The 19854-nt window shown below is 57.5% G+C and carries 24 protein-coding genes and 2 pseudogenes; 6 read left to right on the top strand and 20 right to left on the bottom strand.

Features of this window, described 5'->3' with window-relative positions:
• Positions 1 to 445: 445 nt before the first annotated feature.
• Positions 446 to 769 carry a DUF6788 family protein gene (locus tag ACNSN4_RS16055; RefSeq protein ID WP_418286853.1) on the bottom strand — a complete coding sequence of 108 codons (324 nt, stop codon included), beginning with the start codon at positions 767 to 769 and terminating at the stop codon, positions 446 to 448.
• A 138-nt stretch (positions 770 to 907) separates the two neighbouring features.
• Here ACNSN4_RS16055 and ACNSN4_RS16060 point away from each other — a divergent pair, with 138 nt between their 5' ends.
• On the top strand, positions 908 to 1828 hold the full coding sequence (locus ACNSN4_RS16060; RefSeq protein WP_418286854.1) for a helix-turn-helix transcriptional regulator: 921 nt from the start codon (positions 908 to 910) through the stop codon (positions 1826 to 1828).
• 33 nt (positions 1829 to 1861) lie between these two features.
• Here ACNSN4_RS16060 and ACNSN4_RS16065 read toward each other — a convergent pair whose 3' ends face one another.
• Positions 1862 to 2275, bottom strand: a complete 414-nt coding sequence (locus ACNSN4_RS16065) for a PadR family transcriptional regulator (protein WP_418286855.1) — start codon at positions 2273 to 2275, stop codon at positions 1862 to 1864.
• A 127-nt stretch (positions 2276 to 2402) separates the two neighbouring features.
• Here ACNSN4_RS16065 and ACNSN4_RS16070 point away from each other — a divergent pair, with 127 nt between their 5' ends.
• Positions 2403 to 2951, top strand: a complete 549-nt coding sequence (locus ACNSN4_RS16070; protein WP_418286856.1) for a DUF8170 family protein — start codon at positions 2403 to 2405, stop codon at positions 2949 to 2951.
• Positions 2952 to 3025: 74 nt separating this feature from the next.
• Here ACNSN4_RS16070 and ACNSN4_RS16075 read toward each other — a convergent pair.
• From ACNSN4_RS16075 to ACNSN4_RS16125, 11 genes and pseudogenes are all read right to left on the bottom strand, one after another.
• Positions 3026 to 3433, bottom strand: a pseudogene (locus ACNSN4_RS16075) (hypothetical protein); the annotation flags it as partial.
• A gap of 47 nt (positions 3434 to 3480) precedes the next feature.
• A complete protein-coding gene (locus tag ACNSN4_RS16080; RefSeq protein ID WP_418286857.1) occupies positions 3481 to 4821 on the bottom strand; it encodes an RNA-guided endonuclease InsQ/TnpB family protein in 1341 nt (446 codons plus the stop codon).
• A 170-nt stretch (positions 4822 to 4991) separates the two neighbouring features.
• Positions 4992 to 5438, bottom strand: a pseudogene (locus tag ACNSN4_RS16085) (hypothetical protein); the annotation flags it as partial.
• A gap of 70 nt (positions 5439 to 5508) precedes the next feature.
• Positions 5509 to 5946, bottom strand: coding sequence for a DUF7344 domain-containing protein (locus ACNSN4_RS16090; RefSeq protein ID WP_418286858.1), 438 nt, complete (start codon positions 5944 to 5946; stop codon positions 5509 to 5511).
• Positions 5947 to 6130: 184 nt separating this feature from the next.
• Positions 6131 to 6982: an IS5 family transposase gene (locus tag ACNSN4_RS16095; protein ID WP_418286859.1), complete on the bottom strand. Its 852-nt coding sequence runs from the start codon at positions 6980 to 6982 to the stop codon at positions 6131 to 6133.
• Between the two features lie 155 nt (positions 6983 to 7137).
• Positions 7138 to 8085, bottom strand: coding sequence for an ArdC-like ssDNA-binding domain-containing protein (locus tag ACNSN4_RS16100; protein WP_418286860.1), 948 nt, complete (start codon positions 8083 to 8085; stop codon positions 7138 to 7140).
• Between the two features lie 87 nt (positions 8086 to 8172).
• Positions 8173 to 8520 carry a DUF8013 domain-containing protein gene (locus ACNSN4_RS16105; RefSeq protein WP_418286861.1) on the bottom strand — a complete coding sequence of 116 codons (348 nt, stop codon included), beginning with the start codon at positions 8518 to 8520 and terminating at the stop codon, positions 8173 to 8175.
• Between the two features lie 72 nt (positions 8521 to 8592).
• On the bottom strand, positions 8593 to 9594 hold the full coding sequence (locus ACNSN4_RS16110; RefSeq protein ID WP_418286862.1) for a DUF6610 family protein: 1002 nt from the start codon (positions 9592 to 9594) through the stop codon (positions 8593 to 8595).
• A 123-nt stretch (positions 9595 to 9717) separates the two neighbouring features.
• Positions 9718 to 9939, bottom strand: a complete 222-nt coding sequence (locus ACNSN4_RS16115) for a DUF8129 domain-containing protein (RefSeq protein ID WP_049983752.1) — start codon at positions 9937 to 9939, stop codon at positions 9718 to 9720.
• Between the two features lie 139 nt (positions 9940 to 10078).
• Positions 10079 to 10390: a hypothetical protein gene (locus ACNSN4_RS16120; RefSeq protein ID WP_418286863.1), complete on the bottom strand. Its 312-nt coding sequence runs from the start codon at positions 10388 to 10390 to the stop codon at positions 10079 to 10081.
• A 97-nt stretch (positions 10391 to 10487) separates the two neighbouring features.
• Complete coding sequence (locus ACNSN4_RS16125) at positions 10488 to 11648, bottom strand: hypothetical protein (protein ID WP_418286864.1); 1161 nt, start codon at positions 11646 to 11648, stop codon at positions 10488 to 10490.
• 364 nt (positions 11649 to 12012) lie between these two features.
• Here ACNSN4_RS16125 and ACNSN4_RS16130 point away from each other — a divergent pair, with 364 nt between their 5' ends.
• Positions 12013 to 12462 (top strand): universal stress protein, encoded by a 450-nt coding sequence (locus tag ACNSN4_RS16130; protein ID WP_418286865.1) that lies wholly within the window; start codon positions 12013 to 12015, stop codon positions 12460 to 12462.
• Between the two features lie 37 nt (positions 12463 to 12499).
• On the opposite strand, the gene ACNSN4_RS16135 is transcribed toward ACNSN4_RS16130, so the two are convergent.
• From ACNSN4_RS16135 to ACNSN4_RS16160, 6 genes are all read right to left on the bottom strand, one after another.
• Entirely contained in the window at positions 12500 to 12859 is a 360-nt protein-coding gene (locus ACNSN4_RS16135; protein WP_418286866.1) for a DUF7522 family protein, read from the bottom strand.
• A 135-nt stretch (positions 12860 to 12994) separates the two neighbouring features.
• The gene (locus tag ACNSN4_RS16140) at positions 12995 to 13384 is read right to left on the bottom strand and encodes a DUF7522 family protein (protein WP_418286867.1); all 390 of its coding nucleotides are present in this window, start codon (positions 13382 to 13384) and stop codon (positions 12995 to 12997) included.
• Between the two features lie 73 nt (positions 13385 to 13457).
• Positions 13458 to 14000, bottom strand: a complete 543-nt coding sequence (locus tag ACNSN4_RS16145; protein ID WP_418286868.1) for a hypothetical protein — start codon at positions 13998 to 14000, stop codon at positions 13458 to 13460.
• Positions 13997 to 14542 carry a hypothetical protein gene (locus tag ACNSN4_RS16150; protein ID WP_418286869.1) on the bottom strand — a complete coding sequence of 182 codons (546 nt, stop codon included), beginning with the start codon at positions 14540 to 14542 and terminating at the stop codon, positions 13997 to 13999. The genes ACNSN4_RS16145 and ACNSN4_RS16150 overlap by 4 nt, the downstream gene beginning before the upstream one ends.
• 116 nt (positions 14543 to 14658) lie before the next feature.
• Positions 14659 to 14790 carry a hypothetical protein gene (locus tag ACNSN4_RS16155; RefSeq protein WP_418286870.1) on the bottom strand — a complete coding sequence of 44 codons (132 nt, stop codon included), beginning with the start codon at positions 14788 to 14790 and terminating at the stop codon, positions 14659 to 14661.
• Positions 14790 to 15476, bottom strand: a complete 687-nt coding sequence (locus tag ACNSN4_RS16160) for a DUF6166 domain-containing protein (protein WP_418286871.1) — start codon at positions 15474 to 15476, stop codon at positions 14790 to 14792. Before ACNSN4_RS16160 ends, ACNSN4_RS16155 begins: the two co-directional genes overlap by 1 nt.
• Before the next feature lie 118 nt (positions 15477 to 15594).
• On the opposite strand from ACNSN4_RS16160, the gene ACNSN4_RS16165 reads away from it, so the two are divergent.
• From ACNSN4_RS16165 to ACNSN4_RS16175, 3 genes are all read left to right on the top strand, one after another.
• A complete protein-coding gene (locus ACNSN4_RS16165) occupies positions 15595 to 16959 on the top strand; it encodes a restriction endonuclease (RefSeq protein WP_418286872.1) in 1365 nt (454 codons plus the stop codon).
• Positions 16960 to 17047: 88 nt separating this feature from the next.
• Positions 17048 to 18232: an AAA family ATPase gene (locus tag ACNSN4_RS16170; RefSeq protein WP_418286873.1), complete on the top strand. Its 1185-nt coding sequence runs from the start codon at positions 17048 to 17050 to the stop codon at positions 18230 to 18232.
• The gene (locus ACNSN4_RS16175; RefSeq protein WP_418286874.1) at positions 18195 to 19433 is read left to right on the top strand and encodes a DUF6414 family protein; all 1239 of its coding nucleotides are present in this window, start codon (positions 18195 to 18197) and stop codon (positions 19431 to 19433) included. The genes ACNSN4_RS16170 and ACNSN4_RS16175 overlap by 38 nt, the downstream gene beginning before the upstream one ends.
• A gap of 3 nt (positions 19434 to 19436) precedes the next feature.
• On the opposite strand, the gene ACNSN4_RS16180 is transcribed toward ACNSN4_RS16175, so the two are convergent.
• On the bottom strand, positions 19437 to 19832 hold the full coding sequence (locus ACNSN4_RS16180; RefSeq protein ID WP_418286875.1) for a DUF7567 family protein: 396 nt from the start codon (positions 19830 to 19832) through the stop codon (positions 19437 to 19439).
• Between the last annotated feature and the right edge of the window lie 22 nt (positions 19833 to 19854).

A 19854-nucleotide genomic window follows, 5' to 3' on the forward strand; every position in this document is an offset into this window, starting at 1 on the left:
TCGAATCCCGAACCCACACACCCCACGTTTCCGTCGTAATCACCGAACAGGTGGGGAGGGGGCTCGAAGAAGACGTCCACGACGAGATACCAAAGACGAGAGCGGCCTAGCCGTCCAATACTGGCCGCCTACAGACGCAGCTGGAAAGGATCGTTTCATCTGAGGGGGCGAAGTACTTCGCCCCCTCCTTGGTCGAAGTACACTTAATGAGCGTTTCTCAGCTATACTACTTTAATCTATGTGTTGCAGAAGTTAGTTCATCTCTAGATTGGTTCTAGGTCAACAGAATTAGTGGCTGCATAGCACTATCGTAGTCTCCCCCTACGCCGTCGTGGAGAAACGACGGAAACGCGGGGGGTGTGGTCCCTTCGAAATCAGCGTCACCCCCTCCACCAACATCCAGTTACGACGGAAACGTGGGGTGGGTGTCCTCCATCATCGAGTTTTACTCGTCCGGGTTGACCGGACCCTTGTACTGAGAACGAATCTTCTCTCCCTCCCGCCACTGCCAGTAGTAGTAGCGATTGTCGTTGATTTCCTTGATCGTGATCGTCGCTTTTGCAGGGACGTCGTCCGGGAGATCGTCCAGTCGCTCTTCGACCTCTTCTTGATCTGCCGACTCCTCAAGACGGGCCTCTCGTTCCTTGTGCTCGGCGAGCGCCTCAGCGTACGTCGCAACGTCTCGGAGCTGCTCCGGGCTCGACTCGTTGAGCGTGTTGACGATCTCCGTCGGGAGGTTCGCCGGTGGGGTCGGGGGTTCGTAGGACATCGGCTACTCTCGTGTTAACCAACACGACCCGCGAATCCATAGTTTTGTTGGTTAAGACGATAGAGACGGCTCTCGTGCCTGCTGACTGTAACACTACTCGAAACTTATTTATATATAAGTTTCGTACTATGTTACACCGTGCTCCGGCGTATCGAACTTGAGGTCCTCGCCACGGTCGACCGCGGCGACACGATCTCCGAACTCGCGACGAAGCTCGACCACAGCGAGAGTTACCTCTCTCGTGCCGTCGCCGACCTCGTCGAGAAGGGACTCGTCTACACGGAACGCGACGGCCGCCGAAAACGAGTCATCCCGTCAGATGCTCGCGCCGTCGAACTCTACCGGGACCTCGTCCGTCAGCACTCCCACATCGACTTCCCCGAACTGCTGACCAGCAAGGCACTCGAGGTGCTGTACTACCTCGACCAGCCGCGAACCGTCTCCGAGATCGCCGGCCGGAGCGACAACTACCGCAACACGGTCAACCGCGTCCTCAAGCGTTTTCGCGACCGTGGGCTCGTCGGGACGGCCGACGGCCGCTACGAGTTCAACGCCGACTTCGACCGCCTCCACGAGTTCGCTCGTGAACTCGCACACCATCTACATCGTCAACGCCTCGAATCCGTCGCCCCGAAGGGCACGATTCTCTGGGAGGACTACGACGAATTCCTCGCCCAGGCTGAGACGGAGATCGAGGCAGAGGGATTCCACGAAACCGGCCTCGCTCGATTCACGGCCTTCGACCTCCAGTTCCTGCTCACCGGCCACCGCTACTACGTCTACTCCGAAGACCTCGACGCAGTCTCGCCGGCGGAGCTCTGCTGTCACACGATGCTGATCGACGACGGCAGCCGCCACCGCTCGTACTGTCTCCTCCTGCTCAGCCACGTCGACGTCGACGAGGCGGACCTCCGAGAGCAGGCGGCGAAGTATGGCCTCGAAGACGAAATCGACGCCTTGCTGCGCTACCTCGAGACGCACGGCGAGGTCGACGATACTCGGCTCCCGGAGTGGGACGAGTTCCAGGAGCTGGCGGCTGACTACGAAATCGAACAGTGATCAAGTGCTGACACGGAGCCGATTCTGCAGGAGTTACGCGCCGTCCGGGCGGGGGGCGTTCTCGTACTTGACCATCTTCTTGGGCTTGTCAGTGATAGTGTCGTAGATTTGCTGGAGCGTCTCCTCCGCGGCGAGCAGGTTGTGCTCGTCGAGGAAGGTTCGGCCCTCCTCTGTGAGGCCGTAGAACTTCCAGGGGTAGCCCTGCCGGCGCTGATCGTCATCGAGGGCGACCTCTTTGACGATACCTGCGTCGATCAGCTTCTGGATGTGTTTGTAGACAGTAGCGTCGCTCACGCTGGGGTTGAGTTCCTCGAGTTCGTACATCGAGGGTAGCTGATCGGGATGCTGGAGGATATTGTTGATCAGCGCGAACCGCGTCTGTTGGGTAACGAAGTGCACGAGTTCGCGGGATTCCGTCCCTTCAGCAGTCCCCAAGTCAGTGCTCATACGACACAGTACACGCTCTGACAGCAAGTAGTTTACCCTTGAGTAAACTACCTCGGAGTAAACCATAGTGGATTACTTGGTAATTTACTCCATAAACCATATCGTGTGGCGCTGAGAGAGACAATGTATGTCCGACGAGGAGCCGCCAGTCCCCGAGGAGGTCCTGAAGAGTGCGAAGGACCAACTCGACAAGGAGGAGATTTCACTGGCGGATAACGAGGAGATTCTCCACGCATTGAGTGAGCTGACGCCCGTCTACGAGAACGACCGGTCGTACTTCGTGCTGGGAAACTACGACCGGGAGCCGATCCGCCGGCTGAACCTCGTGGTCGACCGACTGAATCGGCGGCAAGACGCCTACGCCTTCCGGATGGTTGACATCCGCGGGGAGTGGGACAACAGCATCCAGAAGTTCTGCCTGATCGCCGACATCGTGACATATCTCGTCGGCGTCGCCGAGAAGGACCCGAGCGACTTCCTCGTTGAGCAGGGGCTGCTCGTCGGCACGACGGAGTACTTCGCGAAGAGTTACGTCCTCAAGCGAGAGTACGAGGACGAAGAACACCCCTTCGGCTGGATGCAAGATGGCGTCTTCGAGCTATTCGACCTGGATGGACGGTTGTATCGGTGGCAGACCGAGGAGCAGCTCGTCGACGTAACTGCGGAACTCCCGTGATGGTGGGTAGGTCAATTTCTGTCTGCGTTACCCAACGCAGGCGGTGACAGAAGTGACCTGTTGGGTACACAGGATTAGTCGGCAACAGCCGGGAGTCGACCGTCTGGTCGGGGAACACGGCCCCGTTTGATTTCGTGATCGACGCGGCGCAGGTGCTTACAGCCACCCTCGGGTGAGCGCTGTTGCCAGTCGGGACAGGTACACGACTCGTCGATGACGTCGACTTCGTACCTGTTGCCGGATGCGGACTGTACCTCGTAGCGGCCACCTTTCGAGAGGAGCGAGACGTCCATCGTTTCGGTGACGGCACGCTTCGTGCGGGGCTCGATATCGTCCTGTGACTGTGCGTTCTCGTCGACGACCAGTCGGTCGCGAACGTCGCCCGTTCGGCCACCGTCGGGAGCGACGGCTTCCGCAGGGCCACTGAGCCGCTCGTGGAGTACTTCCTCCACCGGATGGCCTTCCGGCCACAGATGACATCCTCCCCGGCGTTTACGCCGGGGTTTCCTCCGTGGGAATCTCAGCCGGTCTAGGACTCACCGGAGGCAACATTCCCGTCACGGTGGACGGTACTCGGGTCTGTGCGCTGTTCTTTGGGACTTTCGTGAGGGTGTGGTGTCCCCGACCAGTTGTGGTCGTCCCACTCGAACCACACGGGCCGTGCCATCGACCTGACTGCCTTCTCTGTGTGCCGCTTCAAGAACGTCTCTGACGCTGTGAGGTCGGCATGCCCCTCGAATCCACACGGACACGTTAGTGTGTCCTGATGTCGTTTCGTTCGGTCTGTTGAACCGCACTGCGGGCACTCCTGGCTTGTCCACGCTTCCGACTGGACTTCCACCGAGATACCGTATTCCTCAGCAGTACATGCTAGCCGCTCAGTAAACTGCTTGAACGCCCAGAAGTTGTGGGTCTTGGCATTGGTTTCGACCGACCAATGCGTGTCCAGCACGTCGGTCAGTCCACCGATATACACCGTGTCTACGCCGTCCTCGTACAGCCGTTCGATTAGGTCACGACACAACGCTTCCTGTGCGTGGTCGCGGCGGCGGGTTCGCTTCCGATACAGCCGTCGGATACGCTCGCTACTGTATTGGCCTTCCTGTAGCTTGGACTGTAACCGGGCGATTTCTCGCGTTGTCTCACGGAAGCGGTTGAACAGGTCCCGACCTTCGTACAGGTATTGGTCGCTGGTCGTGGTGGTACAGGCGACGAGATTGTTCGCACCAATATCCAGAGCGGCCTTCTCGTCGGCCAGTGGAGTCTCCCGTGTATCTGTAACAGTCACGGGTTGGGAAGCTCGGAAGATGCTGTCAGTCTCGTCATACCACAGGTCCAATCGTCCTTGTTTCTCGTAGTCGGGCCAATTCGGGTCGCCAGCGATTTCGAGTCGGAGACGCCCGGTGTGATCGTATCGGTCTTTCAACTCGCTCCCGACCAGGATCTCAAGCCGGGATCGCTCGCCCCACTCAACAGTGTATGCGTCGTTGCGAATGACGCCTTTGAGGACACGCCCATCGTCTTTGTTACCACGGAAGCCCGGCGGTTCCGGGTGTTCCGTAACGGATGTGTTCGATCCGTCGTGATACGCCTTCTTTGTATCGAAGAACCCGCGCCACGCTTCGCTGTTTTTGCGTATTACCTGTTGGGCGGTGGACGCGCCAAGCACACCTTTGTACTTGCCTTCGAGACTGCCGGTGTCAGCGTTCCACACGTCCTCGTCCTCAAACCCGTCTTCGTCGTTGTAGCGCATGAGGCGCTGATAATTGACCTCGTTCCAGAGAGCGGCGGAAGCGTCCAACAGGTCCCGTAGCAGTTGCTCTCTCGTATCGGAGAGGGGACGCACGGCGAACGTGTTGGTGCGCTTCATCACCCATTTCCAGATATGTTCGTTTGGAACTTGAACATCAGCCAACCACGGTGAAAGTAGAACCCAATCATCTCGTTGGAGGCTCAAGACCAGCATTGATGCAGTGATTCTCATCGGAGCTTACGTGATTCACGCACGCCGTGAACGGCAGGACTCTCTCGCTGTCAAAGGTGGACTTCGTGACGCTCGCGATGGTCGTAGGAGCCGCACGCGGCTGCGCACCCAGTCCAGACGCGCCAGGAACCAAGCGCGGCCATCACGTCGACGATGTCACGGGGAACCGTCTGGTGGTCGTCCGGGAAGAACACCCGGAAGCGGGTACACGCCTCCTGGGGCGCGACAGTTTCCCACCAGTCTTCGCTGGAGCCCCAGCTGTCGTACATCGCCTCGTCGCTCCCGTAGCCGACTGTCACGCCATCGATCGGCGTCCAGTCTGCTGGGAGGTGGTCCGACTCGCCTTCGAGCACCCGGAGGACGGCGTATCGGAGGTATTCGTGGGCTTGGTTGTCTGTCGTTCGGGCGACCTGATCGTGCTGCTCGGCGACGTGCTTGGCTTCCTCGAGGACCGTCGTGAGATAGGGTTCAGTGGCCTTGTTGAAACCCTCTGGTGATGACAACTCAGCCCATTCTGCCGAGATCTATTCCCTTCTTATTGAAGACGACGCTCACTAAACCAACTGTAGAAGGTTACGGCCAGTCGGTTGGCAACTCGTCCTGATGGTCGTGCATCAATCTGAGAAGGGGCTCGATCTCCTCGAACTGTGGGCCGCGTGTGATAGTCCCGGTATCCCGATCCCAATCGACGAATCCTGCATCGGCCAGTTTTGGGAGATGGGCGTGATAGAGTTGCAGGTGTAGTGTGTCTAGCGCGTCACCATCTTCCTCGTGCCCATCCGCGCTCAACTCCGATGCGATGTCGTCCTCATCCTGCGGGTTTTGCTCTGCAACAGCCATGAGAATGCGGCGGCGGTACTCGTGGCTGAGAATCTCGAACAGTTCACTCAGTGATCCGCTATTCCCCTCGATTCTTTTTGCTGACATTTGCTGATCGCTCTTGTTGCGAAACGCGTCACCTAGTGATGCGTTCCGCGCAACCGATGCGCGAAGAGAAATGGATGACTGCAAACGGGTAATCCCGTTTCAAGCAACCCCGCCGTTGGGGCTAAACGCACAGTGTGTGCTGAGTTCCGTACGGTGTCTTGGTTCCCGAGAGGGAAATGGTTGTGGGTGTTGTAGCATGATTGTCGAATTACTGCGACGTGGTTTCAGCAAAGCTACCATGTCTCTTCACCATCCGTCGGTATCGGCACTACGCCGATCCACAGTTGTTCTCGGCGACTGCGAACGCCCGCTCGATGTTATACACGACGCACTTGATGACGAGTTCGCGGAATTGCTTCCACCAGCGGCGCGACCGCACGAACGCGCCGAATTTCTGCTTAATCGCCGCGTTGACTGTCTCGTTCATGTTTCGTCGATTGTAGAGATCGCTGTCCAGTCGGGCATTCCCCGCCTTGTGGAGGGGTGTGAACTCGCGGTGCTTGATGACCGGGCGAATATCGAGCTCCCGGGCGAGTTGCCGGAGTTTCTGGTCGTCGTAGCCCCTGTCACCGGTCAAGATCGAGATGTACTGTGCGTTCCGTTTCACTACCTGTGGTGCAATCTGCGTATCGTGCTTTCGCGTTGTCGTCACGTGAACATCGAGAATGGCGTTGGTCGCTGTATCGACCAACAGCGTCGTCTTCAATTGCTGTATGGTGAGGTTGGTTCGCTTCGTGTAGTGAGTTGATGCATGCGCCCGCTCGAATCCGGACGCATCAATGCCGATGACACCGTTCAGCGGCACGTCCGCAAGTGAACCGTTCAGCAGAACCCGCCAGACGGCCATCTCTAAGCGGTCGAAAGCCTTGCAAAGTGTCGAGGGCGCGGGGATCGAATCGAGATCAAGGGCGTCACGAATGCGAGGCATCTCGATGAGCTCATCAACGAGGTCGCGGTAGGTGGTCGTCTTCTTCACCTTGAGACAGAGCAGAACGACGTGCTGGCGGAGCGTGAATCGCTTCCGTGAATATCGAGTCGAAAACCGAGAAACGGTACGGCGAGCCAGCACTATAGCTCGTTCAACGAAACGGAGGAGACGTGACTTCGGAAGGGAAACCATCCTGTCTCAGACTACTCGTCCATCATGTTTGCCAGCAAGGGTTTCAACAAGGCCGGTTCAGTCATTATTCGACGGAGGTCAGAACGCGCCTCCGCCCCTCCGCGGGCGCTGAAAAACTTAACCAACACAACGGAAGGAACCCATCACATTGTTGGTTAACTGGATTGGGACGAAGATTCGCTTTCGAGCACGTCGATGAGCTCTTCTGCTGTGGAACTGATCCGTCCGAGCCGCTCGCGAACGACCTCGGGATCGTCCGACTCCCACGCAGCGAGGTAGAACGCCGACCCACTAGTGTCGATCCCGCAGTACCGCCCGACGACGTACGCGACGGCTTCGGCCTCGACTTCACGTTTCGACCGCTCCGTATCGTCGTCGACATCGAAGTGGAGCAGGGCGTGTGCGTACTCGTGAATCAGCGTTCGCGCGAGGTCGGCCTCGTTCTCCCGATCACGCACCTCGACGAGCGGCTGAACGTCGACGAGGCTCAGTTGCTCGCAGATGCCCTTTGCCTCGCCGTGGGTCCACTCCTCAGTTGGAACGATCCGCACCGTCACGCCGAGGTCATCAGCGGCGGCAGTCAACTGTTCGACGAGGTCGCCGGCGTCCCCAGTCGCTTCAGTGTCTAGGTCGGGAAGCGGTTCGCCCTCGGTCTGGGAGACATCGAACACCGGCGCGGGCTTGAACCCGACCAGGCCCTCGGACCACTCCTCGGGCGACGTCTCATCGTAGTCACAGTCGCTGTCCTCGTGATAGCTCGGCGAATTCTCGCACTCCGGGCACTGCTTGGTGATGATCGGCGCCCAGATCCAGATGGCCGACTCACCCTCCGTGACGTGACGGTCGAACTCCTCCTGCCACGTCCGGTAGCCAGCCACGCGGGTTGCCTCGGGACACTGCCGCTTGATGAGGAGCGTGTTCCGATACGAGTAGTCGTGGAAGCGACTCTGGACGTCAAGCCACTCCTGGAACTCCGCGCTGGCCTGCGCGTCGTCGACGCCGGCGACGAGGTCGTCGATCCACTGTTCGATCGTACTGTTCATCTCGTCGGATCGCGTGTCGGTCTGGTCGAAGGAGACCGACGAATCACTGGTCGTAGCCATTGTGTTCACCGAATCTAGTTCACGGCAACTGCGTCTGCTCAGACCGCGCCGCACCCCTCAGGGGCGTTCAAAAAACCGCTCTGTCGGTCAGCGGAGCTCGTGGCGTTCGTCCGCAAAGCCAACCGAGACGAGGTACTCGAGGAACTCGTCGAACCGCTCGACGTCACTGGGGGTGTCGGTCGCAAGGTGACGTGCCCACTCGATGGCCCACTGGAAGGCGGGATCCGTGCCGCCCTTGCCGTGAATGTACCACCACCGGGCCGCCTTGAGAACCACTATGGGATTCGTCGGCGGCTGCTCACCGGCGAGCCCACGGGTGATGGATTCGATTTCGTCGGGGACGTCGGCGGGATCGACCTCCGATGATTGCGTGTTGTCGATATCGACCGGGATCTCGTCGATCGAGAAGTTGTCAGGACGCTGTTGTTGACTCACTGGATGTCACCTCTGAGAGCATTCGAAGGAGCCCTCGCCCTCTTCGGGGGGCACGAAAAACAGGTCGCTAAGTCACGCCGGCGGGAGGTAGACGCTCTGCTCACCGGCGATCTCCTCCAGGTTATTCCGATGACGGTGGCTGAAGTAGCACTCGTAGCTGCAGTATCCACAGATTGCGCCGGTATCGTATTCGGCCACGTACGGGCCGCGGCGAGTTCGCCAGACGTTCGTCCCGCATTCGGTACAGGCGGCGTCCTCGAGATCGGCAGGACTCGGTCCCTCGTACTCGACGTCGAGCCCCTCGTCTTGCGGTGTCGTTTCGGGCCAGATTCCGTGGGCCCTCCAAAACTCACGGACACGAGCGAGGCTGTGGCGCACCGTCTTTCGGACGGTGACGTGGTCGGCATCGCGACCGCTGTCGTCCCAGCCGTCGGCCGTCCAGAACTCACCGAACTGTGCGCCGCGATGCAGGCCGTTCCAGTCGACGCCGACGATGTCGGCTGGTGGCTCGTCCGTGAGTGTCGGCCTGGTCAGCTGTCGAATGGCGTCGAGCTGCTTGGGCGGACTCCCGCCGAGGATGTGGACGCGCCGCCCTCTCCAATCGGCAGGGTCGGAGAACTCGTGGGCCAGGCGGTCGGCGTATCCGCGTGAATACCCGAGGACGAGGGTCTCGGGGATCGCGTCGAGCACCGGTCGCGACTTCGGAACGACGATGAGCTCGGCCTCGGGGTAGCTCGCTTGGATCTCACGAGCAGCAGCGACGTGGGCGTCGACGTCGTCGATTTCGTCGACGTCCCCGATGACCCCGACCTGAGGTTCGTACTCGAAGAAACGGTCGACGAACCGCTCCAGATCGGGATTCCGGAAATCGTTGTCGAGCATCCCGACGGGGAGGCTAAGGTTCTGATACTGCGCCTCCTGGTACCCACAGTCCTCGCGAAACCCGGGAAGGAAGCCGAGGTCGACAGCGTCGACGACAAACGGCGCTCGATGCAGAAACGCCACATAGTCTGCTTGTCTGGCGGCGGCGATTTCACGGGCGGTGCTGGCGCTGGAGCTCAGCTCGAGGGACATGATTAGGCTCGCGAGGCCGCTGCTGGCTGCCCCGCACCCATTCAGGGGCCCGAAAAACCGAGACTCAGGCAGTTAACCAACAATAGGGAAACTCACGTGGAGCGTGTTGGTTAAGAATGGAGCTTACTCTTCGTTCTCACGCAGCTCTTCAGCCTTCCACTTGAGCCGGCGCAGAATTTGCGTTCGATTCTGGTGGGCGTTCTCGTAGGCAACGCACTCCTGGAGGGTTTCCATATCCGGAATCGTCGCGATCCCTGCCTTGATCAGGCGCGTGTTCGGTGCCTCAAGCCGCTTTTCAGGCGGAAATTCGTCTGACGCCTCTGAGTCGTCTGTAGAAGTACCCATAACGGATGCCTCCACCTATCGAGGGCACGAGCAACAGCAGAGAATTGAAGCAGTAGATCTTGGGAAGGTGCACCCACTGCGAATGAGACCATCAAAATAGAGGCCTTCACGACAGGATTCGAGCTGTCTCGAAGCCGAATCAGGCTTCCGAGGATTCGAGCAAAACGAGGTTCTGAACAGGGTATGGGTTATTCTCGGCGGCGAACTCGTCCTCAGGGACGTAATGCCAGAGGTGGCCGTCTACCTGGTAGAGAAACGACTCGCCGCCTTCTGCTTCAACTCGTACCCGCTTCCCGACATTATCGTCTTCTTCCCAGCCGATCACGGTCACCGGCTCGACGGGCCATTCAAAGAATTTGACCGAGTCACCACGCTCCAACTCTTCAAAAGTCTCTATATCCCCCTGCTGTGGCTCTCGCGCGTCGAGAGTCGGATTATGCTCAATAGACATGGTCTCTGGGTACGCCCCTACTCACTTAATACTGTCAGCAGTGGATTCCAGCCGCTAGAACGGAAGCACGCCTGGCGAATTTTCTCTTCAACTGGTCTTAGCCCATCGCCTCTTGGAACCGCTCACGCAGCGCGTCCTCGCGTTCTTCGAACTGCTCGACTTTCTCCTGCAGGTCGTCGCTGACCCGTTCGATGCTCGCCAGCGCTCGTTCGCCGGCCAGTGAGGCCTGTGACCCGTCGTCACCGTCTGCCTCTAGCTGCTGCTCGTACGCCTGCTCGACGCGTTCGATCGTACCTTCCGGGTTGAACAGAATGTCGTTGGCGATCCGAACGTACTGATCGAGGGATGCCCCCTCTTTCCCCTGGAAGAAGTGGGTGAGGGCGTACGTCGCGCCGGAATGCAGCGTCCACATATCGATCTCGAAGGGCGACGCCGCATTGGCTTCCGCATCGCCGGCGGCACGCTCGGCCAGGTAGTCCGGGAACCCCAACAGGGTGTAGAACTCCGTGACGGTGAACGGGAGCTCCGAGAAGTCGAGGTCGATATCCTGAGCGTCCCGGATGAACTCGAAGAGGTCGTCCGCGACGAGTTCGACCTGTGCGAGGAGCTCCTCCCACCAGGTGCGGAAGTTCCGCACGTCGCCGACGTGCTTGATAACCTCCTTGTCGGTGAGCGAGCGCATCGTGTTCGAGCAGTAGCCGTCCTGGGCGAACCCCTCCACGTAGACGGCGTGCTCGCCGAAGAAGTCGTAGCCAGATGTGACGCCCATCGTGATTGGGTCCGACCGGCCAGGAAGGCGCACCTCGAGGCCGTCGAACATAATGTCCATGTGGACCTCGCCGCCGCCCCGGTAGCGCCGAATCTCGCCGAACATCACCTCACCCAGCGGCGTCCCGTCGATGGTCTCCTCGCGGAGGACCTCCTCCAGCGGCCCGTAGACGTCGACCGGGTTGATGATCGAGTACGAGTCAGTCGGGATATGGAATAACGGGTCTGTCTCCGCGTCCGCGTCAGGGCCCTGCGAGCGGGCGCGACTCGGCTCGACGAGCGCGTTGAACCGCTCCGTCTCGACCCACTCATCGGTGTGTGGATTCTGGTACGCCACGGTCGTCTCGACGGCCTGCGGAAGATCACGAACTGCCTCGGCGAAGGTCACGCGGTCTGAATCTCCATGGCGCTCTCGATACCACTCGGGTAGTTCGGTGTCGGTACGTCCATCGACGCCAGCGAAGATGGTTCTGGACTCTGGATCTTTCATCTCAGTCACCTCACTTCAGGAATCCTCGTCGACGTGCGACTGCATCGTCTCGCGCCCTGCGCCCCTCTCTCGGGCGCAAAAACAACACCACGTTAACCAACACCCGAGCTAAACTCTCCCATGTTGGTTAAACTGTAAATTGGGCTAGTCTGGCGTGGCCGAAAATTCCATCCTCAGAATGGGTCTTGAATTCGGAAGTCCCCTGTACCAAGGACCACCTGCCCAGCACCACAAGTCCGATTACTAAGTGCCGACAGCAACGGTTGATGAGCAGCGCTGCGTCATTTTCTGATATTATATGTATTGATAATCACTCCGTTAGGATGATTACGATTACGTTTGGAACGTATTGTAGAGACGTTACATGGCAGATCTAACCAGAATTCTCGTGCCAATTCGATATCCTCTCACCGACCAGAGCGCGCAAACCCTTGCAGCAGCTGGCCGACTCGCACATGACCACACACCAGCGGATCTTCGGGTTCTCCACGTCAATTTGTACCAAACAGGGGACAGAACACAAACGGAGGAACTCACCCATGCGATCTCGGCGACGCTCGATGGTGTCGAGGCATCCGTAACTACACGTCAAGGCTTTCTCGTCGAAGAAGTGATTCTCGAGGAGGCCACTCAAACTGAAACCGACATCATCGTCGTTGGTGCGAATCAGCAGGCGACTTGGCAAAAAATCCTGAGTAGAATCCTTCGGAACGGTCCTGCAGTCGGTGCATTCCTTCGTGAGAACACAGCTGTAGATACCGACGTTATGGAGGTAGACCCCGCGGCTGAGATTCCTACCGTCGAGTCAGCCTAACAGTATAGGTGGAAACATCGAACCGCGATTTCGAGACTTAGTCCTGGATGAGTTTTTCACATTCCCCAATGAACGTATTGAGGTCCCGCGCCGTTTCAGGCTCGAGGGAGACGATGATGCCACGGTCGTTTCCTTTCGGGAAGTGGATAATAATCGCTTCTTCAAACAAACGGACTGTGGCATTGAGTTCTCCAAACGGGAAGGAGCGTTCCTCTTTTGGGGACGATTCTGGGCGAATGCGCTTTAGCATCCGATCGATTTGGCTCGTCAGACGTGTTTCTCTCACGTCTTCTCGAAGGTGTAGAATATCGGTATCGTTTCCATCGTAGCGAACTGTCCCACGATGGTACTCACCGGCCTTCCTTTCGAGGTAGTCAATTAACGCACTTTCAGCCATATTCGGATATTATCAAGCTTCATCTTAATGCTGGTTCCCCCAGATCGCGCTATTGATACTCACGCCTAGAATGCAAGCATTGGAAAACTCTACCAATAGCTGAGGGTTCCTTGAAAGGCCGATGTCCAATGGTTGCTATTGGCGTTCCTCCATCACGATTGCCCTCGCTTCCGCGACGAGTCCGTGGGCATCGGCCATTGCCTCAGCATCAAGTGCAACCGCGGCCCCAACCCCGTCTTCGAGAACAAAATTCATCTCGATAACGTTCTCAAAACACTGCACAAGACAGGTGAGTTGCCCGTGGTCTTCCGAGTAGGTGTCCTCATAGATTGGCGCAGTTAATGATTCCATCCGAGAATCATCGACCGCGGATTCAATCTCCTCAGTAGTATACTGCTCAGCGACATCATCCCTGAGATAGACGATATCGTAGGACTCCTCCTCGTACTTCACGATACTACGGAGATTCTCGTCCGTTCGTTGCTCGAAGAAGTTCTCGAGGCGGGTGGCCATCCTTGTCGCCATATTACCATCTCTCGTCTCTTTCACTATATGTCTACGGCAAAGAAAGCGACGTAATATTTCGAATATTCGACTTCTAAGGGTCAGTACTCCGATGACGACGGACCTGTTCGGGATTTGGAACCCAGGGATGTGTTTCCCAGCAATGCCGGGCGTGGCTTTGCGGTGAGTCGAACTCTCTACTACAGGATCCACATTTGTAGGTGGCATCGGGCCAAGGCTCGCTGACGAACATCGCTGTCACCGTCGTCGCCACCGGCTCGGGGGCCTCGCTCCGCGTAACGTACCTGTAGCCGAGAACCGTCCGTTGGCCCATCGCTGTTCGGGCGATCTCGGTTGGCTTGTCCTCGGGGAGATACACCCAGCGAACGAAGTCGTCGACCGATTTCTTGGCTGAGGGCTGGAGGATGAACCATCGCTCGTGGTCATCTCGGAACAGGTAGCGTTCGGTCCCCCTGTTTTGGAGGTATATTGGGTCACCCCTGCCCGGGACGAGCCGTAGTCCGAGCGACGGCGATACCGGTTTCAAAAGCTGGTCGACGACCGATGGGCCGTCATCTGTATGGCCGTCCGAATCAGCCTCCGCTACGAATTCATCGAGACTGGCATTCGTGGTCACGGGGACCACCTCCCGAGTGAGGCCTGTTCCTGGTCGGACTCAGCTGGAACTTCGCAGAGAAACCGCCACTTTGGCTGCTCTCGGATCTGCTTATCGGGGCGATTTCCCGCTTGGCCGGGGTCCGTTTTACCGGCACAGTGCCAGCCCTTGTCTCTGAGCGCTTTGATCATCGAGCCGTCGAAGTCGGCTCGCACGAACGTCAGCAGGAGCCGAACGCCTCGTCGCCGACCGTGCCGACGCACGAATCGTTCCATCGACCGGGCGAGGGCGGCAGAGGCGAGATTGGGGAAATCGACGCCGATGCAAATCCGTGCTGCCTCGACGATTTCGTCACCCTCGAATCGCGTCCCGTCGTACTCCAGCGAGCGAATCAGCGGATAGCGCCACGTAATCGCACCTAGGAGCTGGTCCTGGTAACAGAGTCCGTGATGGACGAGATTCGTCCGGGGGATATCGTCCATATAGGAGTGATGCGCTTCGTAGATCGCGCCGGCGACGTGGCGCGGGATCGATTCGATATGGACGCGCTCTGCGAACCCCAAACCGAGCGGCGCCGTGACCGGCTGGCCTTCCCGATGGATGGGACACGAACACCCATCGGGGGTAGGCGTATACTGGAAGCCGGTACTCCGTATTTGGTCTAGAGAGTGAGTTTCGGTCACGAGTCGGTGTCTTCGGTGCGCTCCTGTCGGTCGTTGTATCGCTCCAGTTCGCGCCCGATTTTCTCGAGCGCCTCGACACCACGTTCGAGGAGCTGGTGGGTGGCTCGCGCCAGTCGAAGCGTCTCCATCAGTGCTCCCCCTCCGGGGGTTCGATGAGGTCGTTGCTATCTTCGGCGAGTTCCCGGATTACCTGTTCCACGTCAGCCTCTTCGGCAACCGTCCGATGTGCGAGCGGGGCAGGATATGCCCGATCACCCTGGCTGCAGAGTACGACCAGCCACTCCTCGCTTCCATCCCCGAGCACGATGTAGTGGTCGCGATCAGCGCGCTGGAAGACCCGCCGGTCCGGGCGAGAGACGGTTCGCCAGTTCTCGGGGAGCGTCGGTGACGGCCATCCACCGTCGGGGAGCGCGACGACGTCGTCGGTAAGGGTCGCCATCGCGGTGTCGATCTCCTCGCCGGGGAGGTGCCAGCACGCCGCTGCACCGTCGCACTCCAACTGTGAGACCACCTGATTCCGGAACGCGATGTAGTGCTCACGGGCGAACTGCTCGTCGTCGTAGTAGTCGAGGAGGAGCGCGCACGCGAGCTGGGCGGGCCCGCTACCACTGTATCCCCACTCGAACCCGCTTGGACTGTGGTTGACGAGGTCCAGACTGCGCTCGAGGGAGAGTCGCCGATGCTCCGAGAGGTTCAGCACGACGGCTTGGCCGTCGACGCGGAAGCCGACGTATTCGACTGTGGCTTGGTGAGACTGAGCGGCCGATGCTACTGGAACCGATTCCGAACTTGCTACAGGTACATTCCCGTTCATTCGTTGCTCGCGGGCGGTTCGGTGACCCCCGCACCCCTCTCAGGGGTTCAACAAACAGGACGGCGCAGCGTTCACCAACGTATTTGGCAGTTCCAACGTACTGTCCACATAATTGAGGATGGCTGTACTGGACGATCTCTCTGGCTTCGAGTTCGAGGACGTGATGGAGGACGTGTTCCGGAACCTCGGCTACGAGAACGTCCGCCAGGCCGACCGCACGGCTGACGAGGGTCGCGACGTCATCATGGAGGAGGTCGTCGACGGCACGCGGCGCGCGATCATCGTCGAGTGCAAGCACACGGGGACGGTCGGGCGGCCGGTCGTCCAGAAGCTCCACTCGGCGATCGCGACGTTCGACTTCGACGGCCCCAAACGCGGGATGGTCGTCACGACCGGCCGGTTCACTAACCCTGCTCAGGAGTACGCTGACCGCCTCCAGCAGAACGACGACCCACATCCAATCGAGCTGCTCGACGGCGAGGACCTCCGGGAGATTGCCGACGAGATCGGCCTCGACCTCTACAACGGTCGCATCGAGATTCTCTGTGACGAGACGCTCCGCCCGTACGACCCGGCCGCCGACGTCGATGCGGCCGTCGCGGAGGCGTTCCGCGACATAGAGAACATCGAGGTCGTCGACCTCCCGGAACCGCACTCATCGGTGACGTTCCGCCCGGTGGTCGCGGTCACCGCGGACACGAACGCCGTCTTCGAGACGTCGGTGGGCGTCATCCACCGGATCAACGACCGGACCCGATTCGTCGCCCACGCCGAACGCGGGCAGCCGCAGGTCGTCGATGAGGACGTCGGGACGCTGGTCACCGAGAACCTTCACGCGACGGTCGACCTCGATACCGAGCAGTTCGGAGAGGTGTTCGACGATGTCGAGGAGCACCGGTTCGGGCAGACCCAAACGGAGTACAAGGAGTGGGCCGTCGAGCGGCTCCAGCAGCACCACACGACGACGGTGACCTACACCGGCGACAACAACGTCACGTACAACAAGACCTGTGAGCCGAACCGCTCGGACATCTCTGTCCAGTCGATCGAACCAGTGTACCTCCCGGAAGTTCGGCACACTACCGACGTCCAGGAGTACACCTACCCCTACGAGTACTACGCGGCAGGCCCGTCGAGAGTGACCGCCGAGGACGGCATCCATCAGTGCGTCCACTGTGACACACGTGGCGTCACCGAGACGTACACCTACTGTCCGAACTGCGGGGCCATCGCCTGCTCCAGCCACACCAAAACGGAGCGGCTGGAAGGCGAACCGGTCTGTACGGGCTGTGCGGTGACCGAGCGGTTCGCGCTGAAGACGAAGTACTTCTACGACGACCAGAATCTGGAGGCGTTCCGCGAGGAGTACGCCGACATGCCCCTCCACGAAAAGGTGATGGAGAACAAGTGGCTGGCCGGGGGGAGCGTGGTCGCGACCCTGCTACTGGTCGTCGGCCTTCTCGTCATCGGCGGCATCATTTAGACCGGTTGCGTTCTCACGCGGATAGATACGGAGGGCTAAACTACTTCAAACAGCCCTCTAAATCATAATCAAACCCAAGAAGCCGAGTATGGATATCCACTTTGCCCCCGTTAGATCGACGAGTCCTACTGAGGATACGCTAAAGGTACAGATTGGGGGACAGGAAGTTGTTGTTGAAGATAATACTGAAGGTGATAGATCGGTTGGTGACCTAGTTGAAGTCTGGATTACTCAAGACCGAAGAGCGGCGGCTGACGCAATTGGGCGGGCATCCCCTTCTGTCGGTATTATTCGAGAGCGTGTCAGCGAAAGCGAGTACCTCGTTGAGCGAAATAGTCGTGTAGAAATATGTGACTCTCTTGATTCTGAAAATCCAGAGAGTGGTGAGACGGTTAAGATCTATGGAGGTATGATAACCTCAACAATCTCAAGTGAAGCGGTTGCGCCAAAGGGAATAGAAGACCGGTTTGAAGAGAAGAGCAGAGCAGAATCGTATTTAAAAGAACCTGGGGAGATTAGTGAGGTTGATTCAGGGTACGATGATGTCGGGGGATTAACAGAGACGATAGAAGAGGTAAAGGACGTCGTCGAGATACCACTGCGAGAGTCTGATAATGATATAAATAGGTTTGAGAAGCATGGGGTCAAACCTGACACAGGAATACTTTTCCACGGACCTCCAGGGACGGGAAAGACCCTGCTCGCTAAGGCTGTAGCTAAAGAAACAGAATCTAGTATCTATCTCGTCAATGGACCGGAGATCATCAACAAATGGTATGGAGAAACAGAAGATATTATACGAGAAATATTTTCACATGCCAAAGAACAAGAACGTGCTATCATCTTTATGGACGAAGTGGACAGTATTGCTCCAGATCGAGGAGATACAAAACAGTTTCAGCGCAAAATAGTTGCCCAACTTCTCACAGAGCTGGATGGATTCGAACCACTGAATGATGTTGTCGTAATTGGTGCAACCAATGCCCTTGATGAGGTTGATCCTGCCATCATTCGACCAGGACGCTTTGATCGGAAAATCGAATTCTCGAAACCGGCACAACCTGAGAGAAAAGAGATCATCGAAAAAATCACTAAGGATGTCGATTTCAGCGAATCTGTTGACTTAGAATTACTTGCCCAATCTACAGAAGGATGGACTGGAGCAGACTTATCGGGGGTCATTAGCCGTGCCGTCACAATATCGATTAGGCGAGAAGGGGATCTTGTAACTCAAGATGACCTCCTTCGGGCTGTTGAAGCAACAGGTGAATGATATGGGTGTGATAGATTGGATTAAATCGAGATTCTCTGAGGAGAGTGATGATGAACCTGAACCACTTCGCGAATTCATATATCTTGATGAAACAAGCGTTGTGAGTTTACTGGCCTCTTTGGAGGGCGAGATCACTGAGAGCCTAATCACTCGTTCAGAGTCCGTAAACCGAGAGCTCGGGAAGAGTAATAAAGGCCTCTCGTACAAAGGGACCGGCTATAATCGAATCAATGAGTCGGAAACTCTGGAGAGGAGTGGCTCTGAAACTATCCAGAAGTCCGTAATTCAATCCCGATTTGATGAACTCTATGAATCACGACAAAATCAGCTTCTTCTCCCTTCTGAGGAAGGGCTGGAGGTTGAGGAAGTTACGAGAAGTGAAATCATCGAATTGGATGGCTATGTAAATGTAGCTGAGTCGTATAGAGTTTTCAAAATACTTGAATACATGACTAATACGTTTGAGGATATTGAGGAACTGCAAGAGTCTATTGAGGATATTCCACGTGAGGAGCTTGACGCTGTTTCGGGGTTCCTCTCTTCACTATTTGGCAATCAGGTTCCAGTAAAGATTGATGCCGCCAACTACAGGATAGTAGAGGGCCATATTCAACATATACATAATCTCGACTCTGCTGAAGAAGGTAAGCCAATTTCTATCGTAGCGTATCTCAATCGCGACTCCCTTTGGGACGACCCATTAACAGTGTTTTCCGACAATACGGAGTTTACAATATATGGGCGCGTGATCTCAAATGAGGTGGATTGGACCCCTCTTAGACTCACGCGAGTTCTTGAGGACCATTTCCCTGATCAAGCAAGACAGGTAAATATGGCATTAAAAACTGCCCTGCTGAACTTAGAAAAAGAGGGCGGAAAATCAGAGGTGTCAATTGATGTTGAGAAGAATCTCGAAGAGCTATTATCTGATCTGCAATCGGGTCTCGAAACCCGAGGATATTCTCTTGAGGATTCTGACCTTACAACATTCGCTTCGGATGACGTTACAGCTGATAGCGAGTTTGAGGACTATACTGAGGCTCGTGATGAGGTAGAACATGTATTAGAGGAACTTGATGCCGATGTAGATAGTGACGATAAAGCCGAATTGCTCTGGGAGACTATAACGGGAGAGGAAGACCAGGTCCAGAATGACGAGGATGTGGAGTTTGAAATCAAACCAATTGGGATTTATTGGTAGATACTACGCGAGATGCGCCACCTCGTCTGACTCCTCAACGTCGTCGAATTCGCCACGTTCGACCGGCTGCCAGTCCTCATCCGGCTCTGGACTCCACCAATCGACCTCGTAGGCGCCCGGTGCGCCGAGGATTTTCACGCGCGCCGATCGATCGGGCAGGTCGCGACGCAGTTTCTCGTCGACGTGGAGGTTCCAGGTCGTGGTAGAATCGAAGCAGGCGAGCACGGCCTCCTCGTAGCCGCGTGTCTCTCGGGATTCTTGGAGTTCGACCTGGGTGTTGCAGTTCTTGCAGAACACCCCCTCGAAGGGGATGTGGGTGAAGACCTCCTGCCCGCAGACGGGACACCAGAGGAACTCGAATAGTGCCCCGCTGTGTCGGTCAAGTACTTCGAGACTCATTGGTTGACTCACCCGGTCGTAC

This window comes from Halorubrum marinum, assembly GCF_048381195.1.
GTDB lineage: Archaea > Halobacteriota > Halobacteria > Halobacteriales > Haloferacaceae > Halorubrum.

Bases quoted from the DNA above. Each gene is read 5' to 3' on its own strand.
- ACNSN4_RS16155 (WP_418286870.1), bottom strand. From the start codon at position 14,790: ATGGAGACGCTTCGACTGGCGCGAGCCACCCACCAGCTCCTCGAACGT.
- ACNSN4_RS16055 (WP_418286853.1), bottom strand. From the start codon at position 769: ATGTCCTACGAACCCCCGACCCCACCGGCGAACCTCCCGACGGAGATC.
- ACNSN4_RS16065 (WP_418286855.1), bottom strand. From the start codon at position 2,275: ATGAGCACTGACTTGGGGACTGCTGAAGGGACGGAATCCCGCGAACTC.
- ACNSN4_RS16080 (WP_418286857.1), bottom strand. From the start codon at position 4,821: ATGAAGCGCACCAACACGTTCGCCGTGCGTCCCCTCTCCGATACGAGA.
- ACNSN4_RS16110 (WP_418286862.1), bottom strand. From the start codon at position 9,594: ATGTCCCTCGAGCTGAGCTCCAGCGCCAGCACCGCCCGTGAAATCGCC.
- ACNSN4_RS16135 (WP_418286866.1), bottom strand. From the start codon at position 12,859: ATGGCTGAAAGTGCGTTAATTGACTACCTCGAAAGGAAGGCCGGTGAG.
- ACNSN4_RS16130 (WP_418286865.1), top strand. From the start codon at position 12,013: ATGGCAGATCTAACCAGAATTCTCGTGCCAATTCGATATCCTCTCACC.
- ACNSN4_RS16160 (WP_418286871.1), bottom strand. From the start codon at position 15,476: ATGAACGGGAATGTACCTGTAGCAAGTTCGGAATCGGTTCCAGTAGCA.
- ACNSN4_RS16070 (WP_418286856.1), top strand. From the start codon at position 2,403: ATGTCCGACGAGGAGCCGCCAGTCCCCGAGGAGGTCCTGAAGAGTGCG.
- ACNSN4_RS16115 (WP_049983752.1), bottom strand. From the start codon at position 9,939: ATGGGTACTTCTACAGACGACTCAGAGGCGTCAGACGAATTTCCGCCT.
- ACNSN4_RS16165 (WP_418286872.1), top strand. From the start codon at position 15,595: ATGGCTGTACTGGACGATCTCTCTGGCTTCGAGTTCGAGGACGTGATG.
- ACNSN4_RS16140 (WP_418286867.1), bottom strand. From the start codon at position 13,384: ATGGCGACAAGGATGGCCACCCGCCTCGAGAACTTCTTCGAGCAACGA.
- ACNSN4_RS16175 (WP_418286874.1), top strand. From the start codon at position 18,195: ATGACCTCCTTCGGGCTGTTGAAGCAACAGGTGAATGATATGGGTGTG.
- ACNSN4_RS16170 (WP_418286873.1), top strand. From the start codon at position 17,048: ATGGATATCCACTTTGCCCCCGTTAGATCGACGAGTCCTACTGAGGAT.
- ACNSN4_RS16100 (WP_418286860.1), bottom strand. From the start codon at position 8,085: ATGGCTACGACCAGTGATTCGTCGGTCTCCTTCGACCAGACCGACACG.
- ACNSN4_RS16120 (WP_418286863.1), bottom strand. From the start codon at position 10,390: ATGTCTATTGAGCATAATCCGACTCTCGACGCGCGAGAGCCACAGCAG.
- ACNSN4_RS16180 (WP_418286875.1), bottom strand. From the start codon at position 19,832: ATGAGTCTCGAAGTACTTGACCGACACAGCGGGGCACTATTCGAGTTC.
- ACNSN4_RS16125 (WP_418286864.1), bottom strand. From the start codon at position 11,648: ATGAAAGATCCAGAGTCCAGAACCATCTTCGCTGGCGTCGATGGACGT.
- ACNSN4_RS16095 (WP_418286859.1), bottom strand. From the start codon at position 6,982: ATGGTTTCCCTTCCGAAGTCACGTCTCCTCCGTTTCGTTGAACGAGCT.